We start from the raw sequence: 21,271 nt of genomic DNA on the forward strand, positions 1-21,271 counted from the left end.
CCTTGGGAATCCCCCGCGACTCGCGTTTCAGGGAATTCGCTCTAGAACTGCTCCGGCGCGCGGCCGCGTCCGTTGGCGTTGAGCCAGGTCTCGATTCCGACGATGGAATGGGCGGCGCCGGGATTGACCAGCGGCATCGGCAGGTTCCGGCAGCGGTTGCCGCAATGGATGCCGACGGCGCTGACCACGTCGGTGGGATGGCGGAAGTTGTAGGTGTAGGTGCCGCGGACCAGCCACTCGCCGATCTTCGCGCCGTCGCCGCCGATGACGCCGCCGGGGGTGACGGCGCCGCCGCTCGAGCCGGTCGGGTTCATGTGCGCGGCGCCGGGCGCGTTGAACGTGACGCCGGTGACGTCGAGCTCGCGCGCCACGAGCTGGGCGTAGGCTCCGCCGAGCGAATGGCCGCACACCTCGATCGTGCCGCGCTCGGCGGCCTGCGCCGCGATCCGCAGCGCCGTCGTGTAGTGCATCGTCACCGTGGCGCCGGTCAGGCCGATGCCGACCACGTCCTCGAGCAGGGTGTCCTGCAGATCGTCGGTGCCGGCGTAGGCGATCACCATGGTCTTGTTCACGGAGTAGATCTTGGCCGCGAAGTTGCCCTCGGTGATGACCCGCTGGACCATCGCCACCGGCGGTTTCGAGGTGGGCGTGTAGACGTCGTTGCACAGCGTCGCGTAGGTCGATAGCGGAGCGGCGGATGCCATTGGGTTCCCCTGTTGTCGCGTTCGGTCGTCGGATGGCGGAAGTCTACTCCGCCGCGCGCCGGGCGTCGGCGGCGCGCCATCCGCGCCACTCAGCCAGCGCCTGCTCCTGCGTCATGAACACCGCGCCGTGCTCGCGCAGGCGCAGGATCAGACGCTCCAGCATCATCATGCGGTGGCCTCGCCCGACGACGTGCGGATGGAACGTGTAGGTCAGGATGCCGCGATCCTGGATGCGGGTCATGTAGACGAAATCGTCGACGAAGTTCTCCAGCACGGCGGTGGCGTTCATCAGGCCCTGCTGGATCGCGCCGTTGGGGTTGCGCATGTACTCGAACGCGGGGAAGTCGTCGAGCGACCAGCTGATGGGGATCTCGACCAGCGGCGTCTCCACGCCCGGGCGGAACGGCGCCTCGAGCTCGGCCACGTCGCCCTGGCGCGCGAAGTACAAGTCGTAGTCGTGCGCCATCATCGAGCTGTCGTACTGGAAGCCGTGCTTCAGCAGCAGGTCGACGGTGTCGGGGCTGAGATCCCAGGCGGGCGATCGGTAGCCGCGCGCGGCCTTGCCCGAGACCTTCCGGATCAGCTCGTTGGCGCGGACCAGCTCGGCCTCCTCCTGCTCGCGTCCGAGCGAGGCGGGCGTGCGGTGCGTCCAGCCGTGGTGCGCCAGCTCGTGGCCGGCCTCGACGTAGAGGTCGACGCTGCGCCGCGCGCTCTCGATGGTGTGGCCCGGCGTGTAGAACGTCGCGGGCACCGAGTGGCGGGCGAGCAGATCGACGATGCGGGGGATCGCCACGATGTCGAACTCGCCGCGCGAGATCGGGGTCGGCGTCGTGAATCCGCGCGCGATCATCCCCGACATGTGGTCGTGGTCGAACGTGACGCAGGCGATATGGCGTCGCATGGCGGCTCCCCCCCGTGGCGTCGACGGCGGCCGGCGCCGACACCTTCGATCTTCGACCGCGGCGGCGCCTGAGGCAAGGGCGCGGCGCGGTTGCCATCGGGGATGGCGTTGTACATGATGCGCGCGGCGGCTCCGGGTACGGCGCCGCTGCGGGTTAAGGCGCGGACGGCTGGATATCGCCGGACACAAGCGCCGAACCGCGGGAGGAGGCGTATCGGGAGGGTTCCGCGTTGCATCTTGAACGCATGGCCACGGTCCTGGCCGCATCGTGCGCGGCCGGCGCGCGGCGGGGTTGAGCCGCATGTCTGGCGCGGCGCCGCAGCGCGCCGACGGCGTGACGCCGCACATCCTCACGGTGCGCGGCGCGTCCAAGAAGTTCGGCGGCGTCACGGCCGTGGAGGACGTCTCGCTCGAGGTCCCGACCGGCTCGATCCTGTCGGTGATCGGGCCGAACGGCGCCGGCAAGACCTCGCTGCTCAACATGATCTCGGGATTCTACAAGCCCGACAATGGCGAGATCCGCCTCGACGGCGTCGACATCACGCCGCGCCGGCCGAGCGAGATCGCGGCGCTGGGCGTCGCGCGCACGTTCCAGAACATCGCGCTGTTCAGCGGCCTGACGGTCCTCGACAACCTGATGCTCGGACGCCACGTGCGCATGAGGTCGGGCGTGGTGGCGAGCGCCATCTACTGGGGATCGGCGCGCCGCGAGGAGATCGAGCACCGCGCGCGCTGCGAGGAGATCATCGAGTTCCTCAAGCTCGAGGACCTGCGCAAGCAGCAGACGGCGGCCCTGTCGTACGGCCTGCGCAAGCGGGTCGAGCTCGGTCGCGCGCTCGCGCTCGAGCCGAAGGTGCTGCTGCTCGACGAACCGATGGGCGGCATGAACACCGACGAGAAGGAGGACATGGCGCGCTACATCCTCGACGTCAACCAGGAGCGCGGCGTCACCGTCGTGCTGATCGAGCACGACATGGGCGTGGTGATGGACATCTCCGACCACGTGGTGGTGCTCGACCGCGGCCGGCGGATCGGCGGCGGCACGCCGGCCGAGGTGCAGCGCGATCCGAGGGTCGTCGAGGCCTATCTCGGCACGTCGAAGGGAAGCGCCCGGGCATGAGCCTCCTCGATTCGCGGGAAACCGACACGCTGCCGAAGCTGATGCTCCGCAACGCGCGCCAATGGGCGTCGGCGCCGGCCATCCGCGAGAAGCACAGGGGGATCTGGCAGACCCACACCTGGGCGGACTACGCCCGCGAGGTGCGGGAATTCGCGCTCGGCCTCGAGGCGCTCGGGTTCGCGCGCGGCGACAAGCTGACGGTCGTCGGCGACAACCGACCGCGCCTCTACTGGGCCCAGCTCGCGGCGCAGGCGGTGGGCGGCGTCCCGGTGCCGGTCTACCAGGACTCGATCGCCAGCGAGATCGTCTACGTGCTGAACCACGCCGAGGTGTCCGTCGTGGTCGCCGAGGACCAGGAGCAGGTCGACAAGATCCTGTCCCTGCGCGCGCAGCTGCCGAACCTGCGCTGGATCGTCTACGACGACCCGCGGGGCATGGGCGCCTACCAGGACGATCCGATCATCAGGTCGTTCGGGGCGGTGCAGGCGGCCGGGCGCGAATTCGCCGGCGGCGAGGAGGCGTTCGCCGCCCACGTCGCCCGCGGCACGGCCTCCGACATCGCGATGATCGCCTACACGTCGGGCACGACGGGCAATCCGAAGGGCGTGATCCTGTCCCACGCCAACATGGTCGGGACGGCCGAGCGGTTCGCACAGGCCGAAGGGATCCGGTTTGGGGACGACTGGCTGGCCTATCTGCCGATGGCCTGGGTCGGCGACACCGAGTTCACCGTCGGCCTCGGACTGACGGTCGGGGCGATCGCGAACTGTCCGGAAGGGCCCGAGAGCGTCCAGCGCGACCTGCGAGAGATCGGGCCGACCGGCCTGGTCGCGCCGCCCCGGGTCTGGGAGAACATGCTGACCGACATCCAGATCAAGGCTGGCGACGCCTCTTCGCTCAAGCGGTCCGTGTTCGAGCGTTTCCGGGCGGCGGCCGAGCGGCGGCAGCTCCTCGAATCCGACGGGAAGGCCGTTCCGTTCGGGTTGCGCCTCGTCTGCGCCGTAGGCGAGCTCGCCGTCTACGGTCCGGTGCGGGACCAGCTCGGCCTGCGCCGGAACCGCACCGCCTACACGGGCGGTGCGCCCCTGGGTCCCGACACCTACCGGTTCTTCCGCTCGTTCGGCGTCAACCTGAAGCAGGTGTACGGGGCCACCGAGGCCTCCGCCCTGATCGCCTGCCAGCCGGACGCGCAGGCCCGTCCGGACACGGTCGGCCCTCCGCTGCCCGGCGTGCAGGTCCGCATCGACGACCGCGGCGAGGTGCTGGTCAAGGGACCGAACGTCTTCCAGGGCTATTTCAAGCAGGACGACGTCACGCGCGAGACGATCACGCCGGACGGCTGGTTGAGGACCGGGGACGCGGGCTTCGTCGATCCATCCGGGCACGTCGTGATCATCGACCGCGCCAAGGACGTCGGGAAGCTCGCGGACGGCACGCCGTTCGCGCCGCAGTTCGTCGAGAACAAGCTGAAGTTCAGCCCGTTCATCCGCGAAGCCGTCGCTTTCGGCGACCAGCGGCCGCATGTCGCGGCGATGGTCGCCATCGACATGGGCACCGTTGGTCCGTGGGCGGAGCGCAGGAACCTCGCCTACACCAGCTTCATGGACCTCAGCCGCAAGCCGGAGGTCGCCGGGCTGGTGCTCGAGGAGCTGGCCAAGATCAACCGCACCCTGCCGGAGGCCGCCCAGGTCCGCAGGATACTCCTGCTGAACAAGGAGCTGGACGCCGACGACGCGGAGCTGACGCGCACGCGCAAGGTGCGCCGCCGGTTCGTCGCGGAGAAGTACGCGGGCGTCATCGAGGCCTTCTACAACGGCGCCTCCAGCGTCGACGTGACCACCGAGATCACCTTCGAGGACGGCCGCAAGAGCGCGCTGTCGTCGACGATCGACATCCACGACGTGCCGCCGGCCGCCGGCGACCGCCGCGCCGCCTGACGGGAGGGTATCGCCTTGTCCGAGGATATGGGGTTCTTCTTCGCGCTCGTGCTGAACGGCGTGTCGATCGGCCTGATGTACACGCTGATCGCGCTCGGCTTCGTCCTCGTCTACAAGGCGACGGACGCGATCAATTTCGCGCAGGGCGAGTTCGTGATGCTCGCCGGCTTGGCCGGCGCCGTGTTCGTCGCCTTCGAGGGCATGCCGTTCGTCGGCGCCGCCCTCGCGACCATCGCCGTGATGGTCGGCTTCAGCTTCGGCCTCGAGCGCGTCGTGCTGCGGCCGCTCCTCGGCCGTCCCATCGTCGCCGTGATCATGGCGACGATCGGCCTGGCGGCGATCCTGCGCGGGCTTCCGCCGATCACTGTCGGCGCCGAGACCCGGGCGCTGCCGCTGCCGATCGGCGACGAGCCGATCGCCATCGGCCCGGCCACCCTGCCGCAGGTCCAGGCCGTGGGCATCGTGGTCTCGCTGGTGTTCCTGGGCGTCTTCTCGTGGTTCTTCCTGAAGAGCCGCATGGGCGTGGCGATGCGCGCCGTCGCCGACAACCAGCAGGTGGCGATGGCCATGGGCATCAACGTCGAGCGCTACTTCGCCCTCGCGTGGGCGATGGCCGGCGTCGTCTCGGCGCTGGGCGGCATCGTGTGGGGCGGCATGCTCGGCGTCGACACGCATCTCGCGCTGGTCGGGCTCAAGGTGTTCCCCGTGGTGATCCTCGGCGGGCTGGACTCGATCGTCGGCGCCGTCGTGGGCGGCCTGATCGTCGGCATCGTCGAGAGCCTCGCCGCCGGCTATCTCGATCCGTACGTCGGCGGCGGCACGAAGGATTTCGCGCCGTACGTCCTCATGATCGTCGCCTTGATGTTCCGGCCCTACGGAATATTCGGCAAGCGCAAGATCGAGCGCGTCTAGGGCCGGGGGGTACGATCAGATGTTCCATCGAGAGTCCGGCATCTTCAAGACGACCTACGCGGCCGACATGGCGCTCTATCCGCTGCCGGTCGCGCGGTGGACGGTGGCCGCGATCGCGTTGCTGTTCGTGGTCGTCGCCCCGATCGCGCTGCACGAATACTACCTCTCGATCATCAATCTGGTGTTCATCGCGATCGTCGGCGCGCTCGGCCTCAACATCCTCGTCGGCTACACCGGCCAGATATCGATCGGACACGCCGCTTTCATGTCGGTCGGGGCCTACACGGCCGCGAACTTCGCGGTCAAGTTCGGCCTGCCGTTCTGGATAACCCTGCCGCTCGGCGGTCTCATGGCGGCGGCGATCGGCGTGCTCGTCGGGATTCCGAGCCTGCGGATCAAGGGCTTGTACCTGGCGATCGCGACGCTGGCCGGACAGCTGATCATCGAGTGGACGATCAACCACGTTCCCGCGATCTCCGGTGGCGCGCAGGCGTCGATCGAGGTGCCGCGTCCGGACCTGTTCGGGTACGAGCTCAAGACCCCGCGACAGCTCTACTTCTTCCTGCTGTTCTTCGCCGTGGTGTCCATCGTCGCGACGCTCAATCTGGTGCGCAGCCGGATCGGCCGCATCTTCGTGGCCATCCGGGACCAGGACATCGCCGCCGAGATCATCGGGATCAACATCTTCCGTTGGAAGCTGGTCTCGTTCGCGATCTCGTCGTTCTACGCCGGGGTCTGCGGCGTCCTCTACACGTACTACTTCGGCATCGCGAACTACGAGCAGTTCCAGATCGTCGTCTCGATCGACTACCTCGCGATGATCATCATCGGCGGGCTGGGGTCGGTTCTGGGCACGATCCTCGGGGCCGCCTTCGTCACGCTGCTGCCGATCGTCATCCGCACGATCATGGAATCCTTCGGCGGCTACTTCTTCTCGGACGCGGAGCTGCCGGCGATCATCTCCGCGCTCCGGCTCATCCTGTTCGGCGGCCTCATCATCGTGTTCCTGGTCGTCGAGCCGGAAGGCCTGAACAGGCTCTGGCGCAATATCCGGAATTACTTCCGGGTCTGGCCGTTCTCCCACTAGGGGACGGCGAATCAGCAAAGGGAGGCTCTCATGCAGACGGTATCGAGGCGGTGGATCGCCGCGGCGGCTGCCGCCGGCGCGCTGGTCGCCGGGGGCGGCGCGGCGCACGCCCAGCAGAAGGAACTGGTCTTCGGCCTGCACTGCGACCGCACCGGCGCGACGCAGACCGTCGGCGTGTTCCTGTGTCCCGGCTACCACGACTACATCGCCCTGGTGAACAGCAAGGGCGGCGTGGAGGGATACCGGATCAAGGTCCTCGAGGTCGACAACGAGTACAAGGTGCCGCCGGCGATGGAGGCGCACGAGCGCTTCAAGAAGGAGGGCGCGATCCTGACCGGGCTCTACGGCACCCCGCACACCGCGGCGCTCACGAAGAAGCTCGAGGAGGACAAGATACTCGGGACGTCGCCCGGATTCGGCACCGCCGCCGCCGCCGACGGAAACCGGTATCCCTACGTCTTCCCGATCGCCGCCAGCTACTGGTCGCAGGCGACCGCCGCGGTGAAGTTCGCGAAGGACCGCCTCGGGGGCAACCTCAAGGGCAAGAAGATCGCCTACCTGTTCTACGACAACCCGGCCGGCAAGGAGCCGCTCGTCATCCTCGAGGATCTGGCGAAGGCCGAGGGCTTCGAGCTCCGCACGTTCGCGGTGCCGGCCCCGGGCGTCGAGATGGGCGCGCAGATCCTCGACATCACGGGGCGCTTCAAGCCCGACTTCGTGATCACCCACCTGTTCGGCCGCTCGCCGTCGGTCTCGATCAAGGAGCTGAAGGGCAAAGGCTTCCCGCTCAGCAAGGTGGTGGCGTTCGTCTGGGGCAGCTCCGAGGCCGACATCCAGGCGGCCGGCGGCATGGGGTTCGCCGAGGGCTACAACACGATCCAGTTCGCCGGCGTCGGCAAGGAGTATCCGGTCCACAAGCAGATCCTCGATATGTACAAGGCGCAGGGCAAGGCGCCGCCGAAGGAGATGGATTCGACGGTGCTCTACAACCGCGGGATCCTGATCGCGGCGCTGCACGTCGAGGCCGCGCGCAACGCCATCAAGGCCAAGGGTGGCGCGGTGCCGACCGGCGAGGAGGTCCGCAACGGCATGGAGAAGGTCAAGGGCTTCACGCTCGATGGGCTCGTGCCGCCGATGGAGATCACCCGGGCCGACCACGAGGGCGGCGGCTGGACGCAGGTCTGGACGGTCAAGGGCGGCAAGCTTGTGAAGTCGACGGAGTGGTTCCAAGCCTACCGCGACGTCATCAACAAGCACCTCGCGGCCGAGGCCAAGAAGTAGCGGCCTCGCCCGGCCGGGGCGGCGCCGAGGCGCCGCCCCGTTCCCTCCCGCACCGACACGGCGGTCACATGCTGGCGCTCAACAACATCGAGGTCGTCTACGACGGCGTCATCCTGATCCTGCGCGGTATCTCCGTGCGGGTCCGCGAGGGCACGATCACGACGATCCTCGGCGCCAACGGCGCCGGGAAGAGCACGACTCTGAAGGCGATCTCCGGGGTGCTGCGCAGCGAGCGCGGCGAGGTCACGAAGGGCAGCATCGAGCTGGCCGGCGCGCGGATAGACGGCATGCGCGCCTTCGACATCGCCCGGCTCGGACTGGTGCAGGTGTTCGAGGGCCGGCGGGTCTTCGAGCACCTCACCGTCGAGGAAAATCTCGTGGCTGGCGGGCACATACGCCGGGACTTCGCGCAGGTCCGCCGCGGGATCGAGCTCGTCTACGGCTATTTCCCGCGGCTGCGCGAGCGCCGCGGGCAGCTCTCCGGCTACCTCTCGGGCGGCGAGCAGCAGATGCTGGCGATCGGCCGCGCCCTGATGTCGGCGCCGAAGGTCGTGCTGCTCGACGAACCGTCCTCGGATTGGCGCCCCTGCTGATCGAGGAGATATTCGAGATCGTGAAGCGGCTCGTCGCGCAGGAGAGGCTGACGGTGCTCCTCGTCGAGCAGAACGCGACGGTGGCGCTCGAGATCGCCGACCACGGCTACGTCATGGAGAACGGCCGCATCGTCCTCGAAGGCAACGCCGAGCAGCTGCGGTCGAACTCCGACATCAAGGAGTTCTACCTGGGGCTCAACGAGGGCGGCGCGCGCAAATCCTACCGCGACGTCAAGCACTACAAGCGGCGCAAGCGCTGGCTTTCCTGACGGAGCCGGTGTCCAATCCCGCCCGGGTCCGGACGGAGGGGGCGATGGGCGCGGCCGACGATCTGAAACGCATGGTCTCCGAGGCGCGGCGGATGGTGGCGTTCACCGGCGCCGGCATCTCGACGGAATCGGGCATCCCCGACTTCCGGTCGCCCGGCGGCATCTGGACGCGGTACAAACCGATCGATTTCGGCGATTTCATCGCCTCGGAGGACGCCCGCCGCGAGTCCTGGCGGCGCAAGTTCGCCAGCGACGCCGTGATGCGCGCCGCGACGCCGAACGCCGGCCACCGCGCGCTCGCGCGCCTGGTCGAGGACGGCCGCATGTCGGCGGTGATCACGCAGAACGTCGACGGGCTGCACCAGGCCTCGGGCGTGCCCGACGCCAAGGTCATCGAGCTGCACGGCAACGCGACCTACGCGTCATGCTTGGATTGCGGCGAGCGGCACGAGCTGGAGTGGGTGCGGACGCTGTTCGAGGACGGCGAGACGCTGCCGGAATGCGTGAAGTGCGGCGGCATCGTGAAGACGGCGACGATCTCGTTCGGCCAGTCGATGCCCGAGGTCGAGATGGCGCGCGCCCGCGAGGCGGCGATGGCCTGCGACCTGCTCGTCGTGCTGGGCAGCTCGCTGGTCGTCTACCCGGCGGCGGGATTCCCGGTCATGGCCAAGCGCAACGGCGCGAAGCTGGTCATCCTGAACCGCGAACCGACCGACCAGGACGGGCTCGCCGACCTCGTCATCCACGACGAGATCGGCCCGACGATGAGCCGCGTCGTCGGCGTCAACTGACGGCCGCCGCGCGGCCGGCTCAGAACAGGTGGACGGCCTTCGGGATGAAGAGCCCGATCGCGGTGAACACCAGGCCGACGCCGCCGAGGCCGAGCGAGAACCATGTCAGGGCGGCCATGCCGGTGATGATTGTCGCCGACGCCAGCACGATCGCGATCTGGAACGCCGCCGACGCGACCTCGTAGTGGTGGTGCCGCGCCTCGGCGAGATCGCGCTTCCGCTCAGACGCCTGCGCCCTCGCCATCAGCTCCTTGCGGCCCTCGTTGGTCTCCGGCTCGCTCTCCCAGCGGGCGGCCTCGGCGCGCCAGCGGTCGATCCGGCCCTGCATCGATTTCTTCACCGCCGGATCGGTCTGGTGGTGCATCATCGTCTCCATCTCCTGGGCGGCGACCAGCACCGTCGTGCGGCGCACGGTCTTGCCCTGGAAGAACGCCCACAGGTTCGCCGCCTCGATGTTCGACGCCAAAGTCTGGGTCTGCGCCGCCTTGCCGAGCGTCTCGGAGATCGCGAGCATCAACGCCAGGACCGAGATGATGAGCGCGATGGTCTTGTTGCTGGCGCCGTGGTGCTCCGCGTGCTCGGCCTGCTCGTGCGGGGCGTGTCCGTGTCCGGCCATGGCTGCTCTCTCATGTCTGGCTAGGCGGTGTTGGCGGGGTGGTCGGCGCCTATATGAACGGGCCGGCGTGGCGGTTCAATGACGCCTTGTGGATGGCTCGGCGCGGTCCGGATCCGTCCACGCCGCCTTGCCGCGCTCCGGAGCCGGCGGTACGGTCGCGGCACCCCGCCGGGAAGCGGAACGCCGGCCCGCGCGCCCAATGATTGGAGAGCGATTCATGCAACGCAGGACCCTGATGCTTGGCGGCGCGACGGCGTTCGGCCTCGCCGCCACCGGCGCCTCGGCGCAGCAGGCCTTCTTCCGCATCGGCACCGGCGGCACCGGCGGCACCTACTATCCGATCGGCGGCATCATCGCCAACTCGGTGTCGACGGCGACCCTGTCGGCCAGCGCGGTGGCGACCAACGGCTCGGTCGGCAACGTCAACGCGATCAACGGCGGCAACCTGGAATCGGGCTTCTCCCAGTCCGACGTGGCGTTCTGGGCCCATAGCGGCACCGGCATCTACGAGGGCAAGCCGAAGGTCGAGTCCCTGCGGGCGATCGCGCGGCTCTATCCCGAGAGCTTCCACCTGGTGGCCCGCAAGGGCAGCGGCATCCGCTCCTTCACCGACCTCAAGGGCAAGCGCCTGTCGCTCGACGAACCCGGCTCGGGCACCTTGGTCGACGCCCGCCTGATCCTCGCCGCGCACGGAATGACCGAGAAGGACGTGCGCGCCGAGTACCTGAAGCCCGCAGCAATCCGCCGACAAGCTCAAGGACGGCGCGATCGACGCCTTCATCAGCGTGTCCGGCTATCCGCAGGGCGCGATCGCCGAGCTCGCTGCGACCTCGGGCATCGAGCTGATCCCGATCGAAGGGCCGGCGGTCGACAAGCTGCTCTCAAGAGCTACCCGTTCTTCGCCCAGGATGCGATCCCGGACGAGCGCCTACAAGGGGTCAAGGGCGCCAAGACGGTCAGCGTCAACGCCCTGTGGCTGACCTCGTCCAAGCAGTCCGACGCGCTGGTCTACGGCATCGTCCAGGCGCTGTGGAGCGACAAGACGCGCCAGCTCCTCGACGCCGGCCACGCCAAGGGCAAGTCGATCCAGCTGGCGCAGGCGACCGTCGGCCTCGGCATCCCCCTGCACGCCGGCGCGGAGAGGTTCTACCGCGAGAAGGGCGTCCTGAAGTAGGGCGCGGATCGCCTGGCGCGACCCCTGGGAGACCCGAGGGACGGCGCCGCGTTCGGGACGGGGTCCGTCGCTGCTCAGGGGCCGGGACGGGCCCCAGGACGGCATGGCGCATCAGATCTCGATCCTGAAGACGGCCGACATCGACCTCAAGGCGGAGAGCTGGATCGGGAGTTCGGCTTCCGCCCGCTCGCCCCATCCTGCCGCCGGCGTCGTGGATCGTCGCCGGCCTGCTGTTCGCGCTGTCCTGTTTCCACTTCTATACCGCGGGCTTCGGGCTGCTGCGCGAGACGACGCATCGCGGCATCCACATGGCCTTCGTCATCGGCCTGATCTTCCTGGTCTTCGCGCTGGTCAGGCGCAAGGCGGCCAAGGCGCGGCCGTCCTCGGCGCTCTCGCCCGGCGGCGTGCCGCTGTTCGACTGGCTGCTGATGGCCGCCACGGTCATCGCGGCGCTCGACATTCGCTCGTCTTTCATGATCTCGCCTTCCGCGTCGGCAACCGGCTGGTCCTCGACGTGATCATGGGCTCGGTGCTGATCGTTGCCGTGCTCGAGGCGACGCGGCGCACCATGGGCTGGGCGCTGGTGATCATCGCCAGCGTCTTCATCGTCTATGCGCTGGTCGGGCCATGGATGCCGGGCATCCTGGTTCACCCCGGCGCGTCATGGGCGCACCTGATCGAGCACCTCTATCTCGGCAGCAACGGCTTCTACGGCGTGCCGGTCGGCGTGGTCGCGACATACGTGTTCCACTTCGTCCTGTTCGGCGTGCTCGCCATGCGCATCGGGCTGGGCCAGCTGTTCCTCGATGTCGCGATGGCGGTCGCCGGGCGCTTCGCGGGCGGTCCGGCCAAGGTGGCGATCTTCGGCTCGGCGCTGTTCGGCATGATCTCCGGCAGCTCCGTGGCCAACGCCGTCACCGTGGGCTCGCTGACCATCCCGATGATGAACCGGCTGGGCTACAAGAGGCACTTCGCCGCCGGCGTCGAGGCCACCGCCAGCACCGGCGGGCAGATCACGCCGCCGGTCATGGGCGCCGCCGCATTCCTGATGGTCGAGTACCTGGGTCTGCCGTACCAGACGATCATCATCGCGGCGATCCTGCCGGCCTTCATGCATTTCTTCGGCGTCTTCGTGCAGACGCACTTCGAGGCCAAGAAGCAGGGCCTGCGCGGCCTGGCGCCGGAGGAGCTGCCGAACCTCCGGCAATCGCTGCGGCGCGACTGGCCGACCCTGATCCGCTCTTCGGCCTCCTCGCCGTGCTGTTCTCGGGCTTCACGCCCTATCTCGCGTCGGCCTGCTGCTGGCGCTGTGGTGGCTCAACAAGGCGCGGCGGCTGCACTGGGGCGAGCTGGTGGACGGCTTCATCGTCGGCGCGAAGTACGCGCTGGCTGTCGGCGCGGCGGCCGCCTGCGTCGGCATCATCATCGGCGTCGTCACGCTGAGCGGCGTGGGCTTCAAATTCGCCCATGTCACGGTCGAGGCCGCCAAAGCGCTGGCGTGCTCGGGCCCGGTCGCGGCGGTCGCGGGCGTGTTCGGCTACGCCGGCGGCGAGCAGGCGCTGGTGCTGCTCTTCACGCTGATGATGGTGGCGGTGATCTGCATCGTCATGGGCTGCGGCATCCCCACGACGTCGACCTACATCATCATGGTGGCGGTCGCGGCGCCGGCGCTGAAGATGATGGGCGTGCCCGACCTGGTGAGCCACTTCTTCGTCTTCTACTACGGCGTCCTGGCCGACATCACCCCGCCGGTGGCGCTGGCCGCCTATGCGGCGGCGGGCATGGCGGGAGCCGACCCGTTCAAGACCGGCAACACCGCGTTCCGCCTGGCGCTCGGCAAGGCGCTGGTGCCGTTCGTGTTCGTCTACTCGCCGACGCTGCTGCTGGTGGTTCCCGGATTCTCGTGGGGCGAGTTCGCCAGCACGCTGTTCGGCTGCCTCGTCGGCGTGACCATGCTGTCGGCCGCCTTCTCGGGCTTCATGCTGGCGCGGATGGCGCGGTGGGAATGCTGGCTGATCGGGCTGGCCTCTCTGCCGGTCGTCGCCCCGAGCATGACCGCGACGCTCGCCGGCCTGGCGATGGCGACGCCGGTGTTCATCCGCCAGATGGTCGCGTGGCGCCGCCCGGCGCCGGCGTGAGGGCGCGCCGCCGGCGCCGGATCTCGTAGAGGCAGACGGCCGTCGCGGCCGCGACGTTGAGCGAGTTCGAGGCGCCGTCCTGTGGGATCCTCACGATCCGGTCGCACACCGCCGCCGTCTCCGGCGACAATCCGCGCGCCTCGTTGCCGACCACCAGCGCGAGGGGGCCGTCGAGCGGCGCGGCGTCGAGCGTGGAGTCGGTGTCGAGGCTGGTGCCGACCACGGCCACGCCATCGGCGCGCAGCGCCACCAACGCCGCCGCGAGATCGTCGACTCGCACGATCCGCAGGCGGTTGACGGCGCCGGCCGAACTGCGCGCGGCCTGGCTGTTGACGCCGGTCTGGCCTGCCGCGCCGAGGACCACGCCGTCGACGCCGAACACCTCCGCCGAGCGCAGGGCGGCGCCGAGGTTGAACGAATCCATCACGCCGTCGAGCGCGAGCCAGAGGCCCGGCGTCCGCGCCGCGTAACGCAGGTCCGCCGGCGTCGCGTAAGGGTAGGGGCCGACGCGGATCGCGAAACCCTGGTGGTCGTCGGCGCCGCAGAGATTCGTCAGCCGGGCGCGCGGCGCGGTGTCGACGCGGAGATCGAGCGCCGCCGCGAGCCGGCGGTAGTCCGTGGCTGGCGCAGGAGCGACGTCGTCGGCGATCCAGGCCTCGAGGACGGGCCAGCGTCCCGCGCGCAAGGTTTCGAGCACGAGGTTGCGCCCCCACAGCCAGCTACGCTGATGATTGCCGAGGTACTGTCCGCCGCGTCGCGCCATCGATTCCGCCATCGCCTTCTATGGCCGCAGCATAGCGTGAATCGACGGCGCCGGCGGTGGTCCGCCGGCGTCGTGGCGTAGGCCGGCGCGGGCCGGCTACTTCGTTGGCCGAACCGCGATGTCGGTGACGTTCGCCGGCAGGCCCTCGATCCTGGCGCCCGCGGTTGCCTTGCCGCTGACGATGTCGACGCTGTGCAGCATGCCGCCGGCCAGCAGCCACGCGCGGTTGCCGCCGTTGCCGTCGGACTCGATGTCGAAGCCGATACCGCCGGTGGTCACCACGCCCAGCGCGCCGAGCGTGTTGAGGACGCCGTCGTTCGGCGGCGCCTGGCGCGCCAACGCGCCCAGTGCGCCGTCGATGTCGTAGAGCGTCGTCTCCTTGGCGCCCTTGAACGAGTTGACGTAGGCGCCGGCGCGGATCGCCGGTTTCGCGTCCTTGTTGGCGTCGGTGGCTGCGTATTTCAGCGCGCCGTCGGTGATGACGCCGCCGTCGTCGACGTTGGCGCGCAGATTCGTGCCTTCGCTGCCGATGATGCGCAGACGGTCGGCCACGGGATTGAAGTCGACGGTCGCGTGCGCGCCCGCGGGCAGCATCGTCTTCAGCGTGGATTTCTCGGTGGCTTTCCCTGTCTGGGTGTCGATGGTGACGACCTTGCCGTCGGCGGTGACGCCGTAGAGCATGCCGTCGGCCGGGCGCACGTCGATACCGACCAGGGGTCCCGCGCCGGTCACCGGCACGGTGCGCGTCACCTTGCGGGCGTCGGTGTCGATGATGACGAGGCTCTTGCCGTCGGCGAGGCCGACGAGGGTCGCCGCGAGGGACGGGGCCGCCGCCAGCCCGGCGGCGGCGATCGTGATGGCGGCGATCACGTGGGTCGGTCTGCTTGTCATGGATCCCTCCGGTTCTCTCGGTGTCGCGCGCCCAGGGGACGTCGCTGTTCGGTCTACGCGCCGCCGCCGCCGGGGGATGACCGGCTCACGCCCTTGTCACGGCGCGGGAGGATCGTGTGAGGCGCGACGGCCGGCGGGCGGCGATAAAGCGCGTGCAAGCCTGCATGCGGTCCGCTATTGACCGGCCGCGTTCGAAATCCCGCGACGAGGCCAGATCGACATGGCGGACGGCGACTCACGGATCCTTCAACTCGCGCCCGGCGACAATGTCGCGGTCGCGATCCACGAGATCGAGGCGGGCGAGACCGTGCGCATCCATGGCCGTGAGATCGCCGTTCCCCGGACGCTGCCCGTGGGCGGCAAATTCGCCGCGCGGCGCATCGAGACCGGGGAGCCGCTCGTCAAGTACGGCACGACGATCGGCCGCGCGACGGCCGACATCGCGGTCGGAGCGCCGCTGGATTCGACCAATACCGGCTGATTTCCGCCGTGGAGGCGTGATTCCCCCGCCGCGCGTTCCGCTCTAGGATCGCGCCGAACGGGGGGGGAGGCAAGCGCATGCGGCTCCGAGGCAAGAAGTGCGTCGTCACGGCGGCGGCGCAGGGGATCGGCGAGGCCACGGCGCGGGCCTTCGCGCGCGAGGGCGCCGAGGTGTTCGCCACCGATGTCGACATCGACAAGCTGACGCGCGCGCTGGGCGGCGTCGCCGGGATACGGCCGTCGCGGCTGGACGTGCTCGACAAGACCGCCATCGGGGTTCTGGCGCGGGCCACCGGGCCGGTCGACGTTCTCTTCAACTGCGCCGGGTTCGTCCATCACGGAACCGTGCTCGACGCCACCGACGAGCAGTGGGAGTTCGCCTTCGACCTCAACGTCCGCAGCATGTTCTGGACGATCCAGGCGTTCCTCCCGGCGATTCTGGAGTCCGGCCGGGGCGCCTCGATCGTCAACGTCGCTTCGGCGGCGTCGTCGCACAAGGGCGCGCCGCTGCGGTTCATCTACGGCACGACCAAGGCCGCCATCGTCGGGTTGACCAAGTCGGTCGCCGCCGATTTCGTGAAGCAGGGCGTGCGCTGCAACGCGATCTGTCCGGGAACCATCCAGACGCCGTCGCTCGACGACCGCATCGCGGCGATGGGCGGGGACGCCAGTATGTTCAAGGCCCGCCAGCCCGGCGGCCGGTTCGGCACGCCGGACGAGGTGGCGGCTCTGGCGGTCTATCTAGCCGGCGACGAGAGCGCCTTCACCACCGGTACGACGCACGTGATCGACGGCGGCTGGAGCGTATGACATGGCCGCGGGCCGGCACGCCGCGCGCGATATCGGCGCCGTCCTGGCCAAGGCGCCAGTCATCCCGGTCCTGACGCTGTCCGGAGCCGAGGACGGCGTTCCGGTGGCGCGGGCCTTGGTCACCGGCGGACTGAGGGTGCTGGAGATCACCCTCAGGACGGATGGCGCGTTGGAGGCGCTACGGGCGATCGTGGCCGAGGTGCCGGAGGCCATCGCGGGGGTCGGCACCGTGCTGGCGCCAAGCCAGTTCGCGGAGGCGCAGCGAGCCGGCGCTCAGTTCGCGGTCAGTCCCGGTCATACCACGGCGCTGCTCGACGCCGCCCGGGCGGTAGATCTGCCCTACTTGCCCGGGGTGGCGACGGTCTCGGAGGCCATGGAGTTGGCGGAACGGGGCTACAGGTACCTCAAGTTCTTTCCCGCGGCCTCGGCGGGTGGAACGGATGCGCTTCGGCAGATCGCGGGCCCCTTGCCGGATTTACGGTTCTGTCCGACCGGCGGCATCGACGACCGCACGGCCGCCGCCTATCTCGCGCTTCCGAACGTGGCCTGTGTGGGGGGATCGTGGCCCGCTCCAGCGTCCGCGATCGGCGCCCGCGACTGGCCCCGTATCGAAGCGCTCGCCGCCGCCGCCGCCGCCTTGACGCGCGCCGTGGGGGCGGTGGATTGACGCCGGTCAATGCCGGCGGAGGACGCGGCCGGGAAAATGAAGCCAGCGTCACGGTGGCGTGAATCGGCGTCTTGTGTCATGTAAAGGCCCGATTTTGGTCCGGCGGGCGTCGCCGGTGCAAATTGACCGGAGCGACTCATCTATGACCGGGCGTGGGTTCTGGCGGGCGCTATGGGCGGCCGGCGTCCTTGTCTGCGCCACGGGTGGCTCGGCGGTCGCGGCCGATCCGCCGGTCGCCATCATACTGAACTCCGAAGAAGCGTCGATGAGCATCGTCGACCGTCTCATGATGCAGGAGGTCGACAGGCGCCCGCTCGGACGTGAACCGCACCACCTCATCCTCACGCCGGACGGCAAGGATCTGATCGTCGCGTCGACGGTGACCAACGAGCTGGTGTTCCTCGATCCGGTCACCGCGGTCGAGCGGAAGCGCATCCGCAACATCCTCGACCCCTACCAGCTCGGGTTCAGCCCCGACGGGAAATGGTTCGTGACCGCGGCGTTCCGCATGAACCACGTGGACATATACGAGGCGAAGGATTTCAAGCTGGTGAAGCGCATCGCGCTGCACACGCTGCCAAGCCACATGGCTTTCAGCAAGGACAGCTCTTCGGTCTATTTCACAGTCCAAGGCTCCAACCAGGTCGCTGCGGTGTCGCTGGAGCGCCAGGAGATCATGTGGAGTCTCGACGTCGGCGATTCGCCGGCGGGGATCTTCGTCCTTCCGGACCAGAAGCGGCTGCTGGTTGGGCTGACGGGCGAGGACGCCGTCGTCGTCGTCGACATGGCGCGGAAGGAGGTCGTGAAGCGCATCACGACGGGCCGGGGCGCGCACAACCTCTTTCGGACGCCGGATCCGAAGCGCGTGATGGTCTCCAACCGGATCGAGGGCACCATCGGCGTGATCGACGTCGAGAAGCTCGAGCTGGTCGACACCATCAAGGTCCCCGGCGGGCCGGACGATCTCGATTTCACGCCCGACGGCAAGCAGATCTGGGTCACGCTGCGCTGGCGCCGCAAGGTGGCGGTCGTCGATCTCGCGACCCGCAAGGTGGTCGGCACGGTCAACGTCGGCCGTTCGCCGCACGGCCTCTACCTCAACGGCCCGCATACGGTGTCGCGGTCGCGCGACGCGCCGCCGGAGGCGCCGCCGGCGCGCACCGCCGAGGAAAAGGGCCGCCAGTAGGCGGCCCCGCGGCACGGAGAGCGCGATGCGCTGGTTGCTGGATTTCTGGATCGAGGTCCAGGCTTGGATCCTGGAGACGATCGTCAATCCCGCGCTCTTCAAGCTCGGGCTGATGACGTTCCTCGACGACGCGCCGGCGCTGGTCGAGATCGTCATGCTCGGCGTCGTCCAGATCGCGGTGATCGCCTGCGTGTTCATGCCGCTGGAGCGTCTGGCGCCCGCCGAGCGGTGGCCGGACCACAAGCTGGCGCGGGTCGACGTCGTCTACACCCTCCTGAACAAGCTCGGCGTCATGCCGCTTCTGGTGTTCCTCGTCCTCTACGATCTCAACGACCTGCTGCTCGACGCGGTGCGCGAGCACGGGCTCGTGATGCCGACGATCGAGCTGCATGTCCCCTGGCTGCGCGACAAGCCGCTCCTGCTGTTCGCGATCTACTTCCTCGTCTACGATTTCGCCGGATACTGGCTGCACCGCATGCAGCACGGATTCCGCTGGTGGTGGGCGCTGCACAGCCTGCACCACAGCCAGCGCCAGATGACGTGCTGGTCCGACGACCGCAACCACGTCCTCGACGACCTGCTGACGTCGCTGTATTTCGCGTTCGTCGCGCTCGCGATCGGCGTCGCGCCCGGCCAGTTCGTGATGATCCTGCTGCTGGGCCGGCTGATCGAGAGTTTCTCGCACATCAACCTGCGCTTCGGCTTCGGGCGCTACCTCGACAAGGTCGTCGTCGATCCGTGGTTCCACCGCACGCACCACGCCATGGCCAGCCCGGCGGAACCGCATATCCACGACCGCAATTTCGGGACGGTCCTGCCGGTCTGGGACCTGCTGTTCCGCACCGCCGTCTACGACTACAAGCCGCGGCCGACCGGGGTCGACGACTCCGCCGACGCCGACAACGGCAAGGGCTGGATCGGCCAGCAGGTCGCCGGCTTCGCCCGGCTCGGCCGCGCGCTGATCGCCATGGTGCGGCCGCGCGCGGTGCGGGCGCCGGCCGAGTAGGGCGTCAGACGCCGTCGCGGCGCTCCAGCGCGGCGATGACGTCGGCGCGGCGCGGGATCGGCGCCACGGCGCCGAAGCCGGTCGTCGACAACGCCGCCGCCGCGTTGGCGTAGATGGCGGCCGCGAACGGATCGTCGCCGGCCAGCGTGCGCGCCAGGAACGCGCCCGCGAAGGTGTCGCCGGCGCCGGTGGCGTCCACCGCGTCGACCCGCCGCGGTGCGATCCGCCGCCGTTCCCGCGGCGTGGCGACCAGGGCGCCGGCGGCGCCGAGCTTCAGCGCGACCAGCGACGGACCCAGCGTGAGATAGAAATCGGCGATCGCGTCGGCGTCGGCCAGACCGGTCAACGCGGTGGCGTCGTCGAAGCTGGGCAGGGCGATGTCGCAGCGCGCGATGGCGGCGTGGATCGTCTCGCGCGCCGCGTCGATGCTCCACAGCTTGAGCCGCAGATTGGTGTCGTAGGCGATCCGGCCGCCGGCGCGCCGGACGATGTCGATGGCGGCGAACCCCGCGTCCCGGGCCGTGGCGGAGATCGCCTGGCTGATGCCGGAGAGGTGCAGCATCCGGGCGCCGGCGAGAAACGCCGCCGGCAGATCGGCGGCCGCCATCAGGCTGGCGGCCGAGCCGCGGCGCAGGAACGAGAAGCTGTGGCCGGTCGCGGCGTGGGTGGCGAAATACGCCGCCGTGTGGCCGTCGTCGCGCCGCGCCACGCCGGCGTGGTCGACGCCCTCGCGCGTCCACAGCTCGACGAACAGGTCACCGAACGCGTCGCGGCCCAGCGCCGTGACGTAGCCGACCGACGCTCCTTGCCGCGCCGCGGCGATGGCGGCGTTCGAGGTGTCGCCGCCGAACCCCTGCAGCCAGCGCGTGCCGCCGGGCTCGGTCTGGTTGAACTCGACCATCGGCTCGCCGAGGCAGACGAGGTCGGGCGTCGCTTTGGCCATTCGGCGCGCTCCGGTGGCGGTGGTGGTTGCGGACCCGTCCGGCGACGGGTACCGATGGCGTAACAGAAGCGCGCGCCGCACGGCAATGGCGCGCCGCGAGGAGGGGGGACGCGGTGTCGATGTTCGCGGGCGGCGCGGCGGCCGGCGTCCCCTACATGCTGCTGGCGATGCTGGTGTTCTCGGCCAACGACGCGCTGGCCAAGCACGTCGCCGCGCTCTGCCCGCTGATCCAGCTCCTGTTCATCCGCAATCTCGGCGCCGCGCTGATCGTCGTGCCGCGGGTCCACGCCTATGGCTGGCTGCGGGCGCTGGCGGTGCCGCGTATCGGCCTGCACGCGCTGCGCGGCGCGCTGATCCTGATCGAGCTGGCGCTGTTCTACACCGCCGTGCCGCTGATCCCGCTGGCCGACACGCTGACGATCTACCAGGCGTCCCCGATCCTGACGACGGCGCTGGCGGTGCCGATCCTCGGCGAGCGGGTCGGCTGGCGGCGCTGGACCGCCGTCGCCGTCGGTTTCGTCGGCGTGGTCCTGGTCATGCGGCCGGGCGGCGCCGAGGGGTCGATGGCGCATCTCATCGCGCTGGCCGGGGCGGTGGTGTACGCGGGGGTGACGCTGCTCACGCGTCTGCTGCGCGACGCGGGACCGGTGCCGATGATCGCCTGGCATGTCGGCGGCACCCTGCTGGCGGTGGCGCTGGCGGCGCCGTTCTTCTGGCGGCCGATCGATTGGACGACCGCGGTCCTGATCGCGATCATGGGCGTGGTGTCGACCGGCGGACACGTCCTGAACAACCGGTCGCTGGCGCTGTCGCCGGCCTCCGTGGTGATGCCGTTCCACTACACGCAGATCGTCTGGGGGATCGTGTTCGGCTGGCTGATCTGGCGCGACACGCCCGACGGCTGGATGCTGTCCGGCGCGGCCCTGATCGTCGCCAGCGGCCTGTTCATCATGTACCGCGAGCGGGTCGTGCGCGGCGGTGGCGCCTAGCGGCCGCACGGCG

General features: G+C 69.5%; 18 protein-coding genes and 3 pseudogenes. 15 read left to right on the top strand and 6 right to left on the bottom strand.

What is annotated here, in order from left to right:
• Nucleotides 1-41: 41 nt before the first annotated feature.
• Nucleotides 42-704 (bottom strand): hypothetical protein, encoded by a 663-nt coding sequence (locus tag IPK81_22430; GenBank protein ID QQS12229.1) that lies wholly within the window; start codon nt 702-704, stop codon nt 42-44.
• Between the two features lie 43 nt (nt 705-747).
• The gene (locus IPK81_22435; GenBank protein ID QQS12230.1) at nt 748-1,605 is read right to left on the bottom strand and encodes a polysaccharide deacetylase; all 858 of its coding nucleotides are present in this window, start codon (nt 1,603-1,605) and stop codon (nt 748-750) included.
• A 301-nt stretch (nt 1,606-1,906) separates the two neighbouring features.
• On the opposite strand from IPK81_22435, the gene IPK81_22440 reads away from it, so the two are divergent.
• The 7 genes and pseudogenes from IPK81_22440 to IPK81_22470 all read left to right on the top strand — a co-directional run bounded on the left by IPK81_22440 (nt 1,907) and on the right by IPK81_22470 (nt 9,595).
• Nucleotides 1,907-2,725, top strand: a complete 819-nt coding sequence (locus IPK81_22440; GenBank protein QQS12231.1) for an ABC transporter ATP-binding protein — start codon at nt 1,907-1,909, stop codon at nt 2,723-2,725.
• Nucleotides 2,722-4,662: an AMP-binding protein gene (locus IPK81_22445; protein ID QQS12232.1), complete on the top strand. Its 1,941-nt coding sequence runs from the start codon at nt 2,722-2,724 to the stop codon at nt 4,660-4,662. The genes IPK81_22440 and IPK81_22445 overlap by 4 nt, the downstream gene beginning before the upstream one ends.
• Before the next feature lie 15 nt (nt 4,663-4,677).
• Nucleotides 4,678-5,574 carry a branched-chain amino acid ABC transporter permease gene (locus IPK81_22450; GenBank protein ID QQS12233.1) on the top strand — a complete coding sequence of 299 codons (897 nt, stop codon included), beginning with the start codon at nt 4,678-4,680 and terminating at the stop codon, nt 5,572-5,574.
• A 19-nt stretch (nt 5,575-5,593) separates the two neighbouring features.
• Nucleotides 5,594-6,661 (top strand): branched-chain amino acid ABC transporter permease, encoded by a 1,068-nt coding sequence (locus IPK81_22455; GenBank protein QQS12234.1) that lies wholly within the window; start codon nt 5,594-5,596, stop codon nt 6,659-6,661.
• A 30-nt stretch (nt 6,662-6,691) separates the two neighbouring features.
• A complete protein-coding gene (locus IPK81_22460; protein ID QQS12235.1) occupies nt 6,692-7,942 on the top strand; it encodes an ABC transporter substrate-binding protein in 1,251 nt (416 codons plus the stop codon).
• A gap of 68 nt (nt 7,943-8,010) precedes the next feature.
• Nucleotides 8,011-8,804: pseudogene (locus tag IPK81_22465) on the top strand (ABC transporter ATP-binding protein).
• 71 nt (nt 8,805-8,875) lie between these two features.
• Nucleotides 8,876-9,595 carry a Sir2 family NAD-dependent protein deacetylase gene (locus IPK81_22470; GenBank protein ID QQS15222.1) on the top strand — a complete coding sequence of 240 codons (720 nt, stop codon included), beginning with the start codon at nt 8,876-8,878 and terminating at the stop codon, nt 9,593-9,595.
• A gap of 19 nt (nt 9,596-9,614) precedes the next feature.
• Here the strand turns inward: IPK81_22470 and IPK81_22475 are convergent, their stop codons facing one another.
• Complete coding sequence (locus IPK81_22475; protein ID QQS12236.1) at nt 9,615-10,211, bottom strand: DUF4337 domain-containing protein; 597 nt, start codon at nt 10,209-10,211, stop codon at nt 9,615-9,617.
• A gap of 217 nt (nt 10,212-10,428) precedes the next feature.
• On the opposite strand from IPK81_22475, the pseudogene IPK81_22480 reads away from it, so the two are divergent.
• Both IPK81_22480 and IPK81_22485 read left to right on the top strand, forming a co-directional pair.
• Nucleotides 10,429-11,385 (top strand): annotated as a pseudogene (locus IPK81_22480) (TAXI family TRAP transporter solute-binding subunit).
• A gap of 215 nt (nt 11,386-11,600) precedes the next feature.
• A pseudogene (locus IPK81_22485) lies at nt 11,601-13,523 on the top strand (TRAP transporter permease).
• Here the strand turns inward: IPK81_22485 and IPK81_22490 are convergent.
• A complete protein-coding gene (locus IPK81_22490; GenBank protein QQS12237.1) occupies nt 13,480-14,286 on the bottom strand; it encodes an RNA methyltransferase in 807 nt (268 codons plus the stop codon). The pseudogene IPK81_22485 and the gene IPK81_22490 sit on opposite strands and share 44 nt — an antisense overlap.
• A 96-nt stretch (nt 14,287-14,382) precedes the next feature.
• Nucleotides 14,383-15,177 (bottom strand): DUF4394 domain-containing protein, encoded by a 795-nt coding sequence (locus IPK81_22495; protein ID QQS12238.1) that lies wholly within the window; start codon nt 15,175-15,177, stop codon nt 14,383-14,385.
• Nucleotides 15,178-15,397: 220 nt separating this feature from the next.
• On the opposite strand from IPK81_22495, the gene IPK81_22500 reads away from it, so the two are divergent.
• The 5 genes from IPK81_22500 (at nt 15,398) to IPK81_22520 (ending at nt 19,326) form a co-directional block, all read left to right on the top strand.
• Complete coding sequence (locus tag IPK81_22500; protein ID QQS12239.1) at nt 15,398-15,658, top strand: UxaA family hydrolase; 261 nt, start codon at nt 15,398-15,400, stop codon at nt 15,656-15,658.
• 77 nt (nt 15,659-15,735) lie between these two features.
• Complete coding sequence (locus IPK81_22505; GenBank protein QQS12240.1) at nt 15,736-16,467, top strand: SDR family oxidoreductase; 732 nt, start codon at nt 15,736-15,738, stop codon at nt 16,465-16,467.
• Nucleotide 16,468: 1 nt separating this feature from the next.
• On the top strand, nt 16,469-17,134 hold the full coding sequence (gene eda, locus IPK81_22510) for a bifunctional 4-hydroxy-2-oxoglutarate aldolase/2-dehydro-3-deoxy-phosphogluconate aldolase (GenBank protein ID QQS12241.1): 666 nt from the start codon (nt 16,469-16,471) through the stop codon (nt 17,132-17,134).
• A gap of 142 nt (nt 17,135-17,276) precedes the next feature.
• Nucleotides 17,277-18,320, top strand: coding sequence for a beta-propeller fold lactonase family protein (locus IPK81_22515; GenBank protein QQS12242.1), 1,044 nt, complete (start codon nt 17,277-17,279; stop codon nt 18,318-18,320).
• A gap of 25 nt (nt 18,321-18,345) precedes the next feature.
• Nucleotides 18,346-19,326 (top strand): sterol desaturase family protein, encoded by a 981-nt coding sequence (locus IPK81_22520; protein ID QQS12243.1) that lies wholly within the window; start codon nt 18,346-18,348, stop codon nt 19,324-19,326.
• A gap of 4 nt (nt 19,327-19,330) precedes the next feature.
• Here IPK81_22520 and IPK81_22525 read toward each other — a convergent pair whose 3' ends face one another.
• Nucleotides 19,331-20,269 carry a sugar kinase gene (locus tag IPK81_22525; GenBank protein QQS12244.1) on the bottom strand — a complete coding sequence of 313 codons (939 nt, stop codon included), beginning with the start codon at nt 20,267-20,269 and terminating at the stop codon, nt 19,331-19,333.
• Between the two features lie 113 nt (nt 20,270-20,382).
• On the opposite strand from IPK81_22525, the gene IPK81_22530 reads away from it, so the two are divergent.
• Entirely contained in the window at nt 20,383-21,258 is an 876-nt protein-coding gene (locus IPK81_22530) for a DMT family transporter (protein QQS12245.1), read from the top strand.
• The last annotated feature ends 13 nt before the right edge of the window (nt 21,259-21,271 follow it).

The sequence above is a fragment of the Rhodospirillales bacterium genome (assembly GCA_016699855.1).
In the GTDB taxonomy this organism is placed as follows: domain Bacteria; phylum Pseudomonadota; class Alphaproteobacteria; order Reyranellales; family Reyranellaceae.

What these genes read in the sequence shown, in the direction of transcription:
- IPK81_22455 (QQS12234.1), top strand. Translation starts at nt 5,594, where the DNA reads ATGTTCCATCGAGAGTCCGGCATCTTCAAGACGACCTACGCGGCCGAC.
- IPK81_22505 (QQS12240.1), top strand. Translation starts at nt 15,736, where the DNA reads ATGCGGCTCCGAGGCAAGAAGTGCGTCGTCACGGCGGCGGCGCAGGGG.
- IPK81_22440 (QQS12231.1), top strand. Translation starts at nt 1,907, where the DNA reads ATGTCTGGCGCGGCGCCGCAGCGCGCCGACGGCGTGACGCCGCACATC.
- IPK81_22475 (QQS12236.1), bottom strand. Translation starts at nt 10,211, where the DNA reads ATGGCCGGACACGGACACGCCCCGCACGAGCAGGCCGAGCACGCGGAG.
- IPK81_22525 (QQS12244.1), bottom strand. Translation starts at nt 20,269, where the DNA reads ATGGCCAAAGCGACGCCCGACCTCGTCTGCCTCGGCGAGCCGATGGTC.
- IPK81_22430 (QQS12229.1), bottom strand. Translation starts at nt 704, where the DNA reads ATGGCATCCGCCGCTCCGCTATCGACCTACGCGACGCTGTGCAACGAC.
- IPK81_22500 (QQS12239.1), top strand. Translation starts at nt 15,398, where the DNA reads ATGGCGGACGGCGACTCACGGATCCTTCAACTCGCGCCCGGCGACAAT.
- IPK81_22490 (QQS12237.1), bottom strand. Translation starts at nt 14,286, where the DNA reads ATGGCGCGACGCGGCGGACAGTACCTCGGCAATCATCAGCGTAGCTGG.
- IPK81_22520 (QQS12243.1), top strand. Translation starts at nt 18,346, where the DNA reads ATGCGCTGGTTGCTGGATTTCTGGATCGAGGTCCAGGCTTGGATCCTG.
- IPK81_22495 (QQS12238.1), bottom strand. Translation starts at nt 15,177, where the DNA reads ATGACAAGCAGACCGACCCACGTGATCGCCGCCATCACGATCGCCGCC.
- IPK81_22515 (QQS12242.1), top strand. Translation starts at nt 17,277, where the DNA reads ATGACCGGGCGTGGGTTCTGGCGGGCGCTATGGGCGGCCGGCGTCCTT.
- eda (QQS12241.1), top strand. Translation starts at nt 16,469, where the DNA reads ATGGCCGCGGGCCGGCACGCCGCGCGCGATATCGGCGCCGTCCTGGCC.
- IPK81_22470 (QQS15222.1), top strand. Translation starts at nt 8,876, where the DNA reads ATGGTCTCCGAGGCGCGGCGGATGGTGGCGTTCACCGGCGCCGGCATC.
- IPK81_22460 (QQS12235.1), top strand. Translation starts at nt 6,692, where the DNA reads ATGCAGACGGTATCGAGGCGGTGGATCGCCGCGGCGGCTGCCGCCGGC.
- IPK81_22435 (QQS12230.1), bottom strand. Translation starts at nt 1,605, where the DNA reads ATGCGACGCCATATCGCCTGCGTCACGTTCGACCACGACCACATGTCG.
- IPK81_22445 (QQS12232.1), top strand. Translation starts at nt 2,722, where the DNA reads ATGAGCCTCCTCGATTCGCGGGAAACCGACACGCTGCCGAAGCTGATG.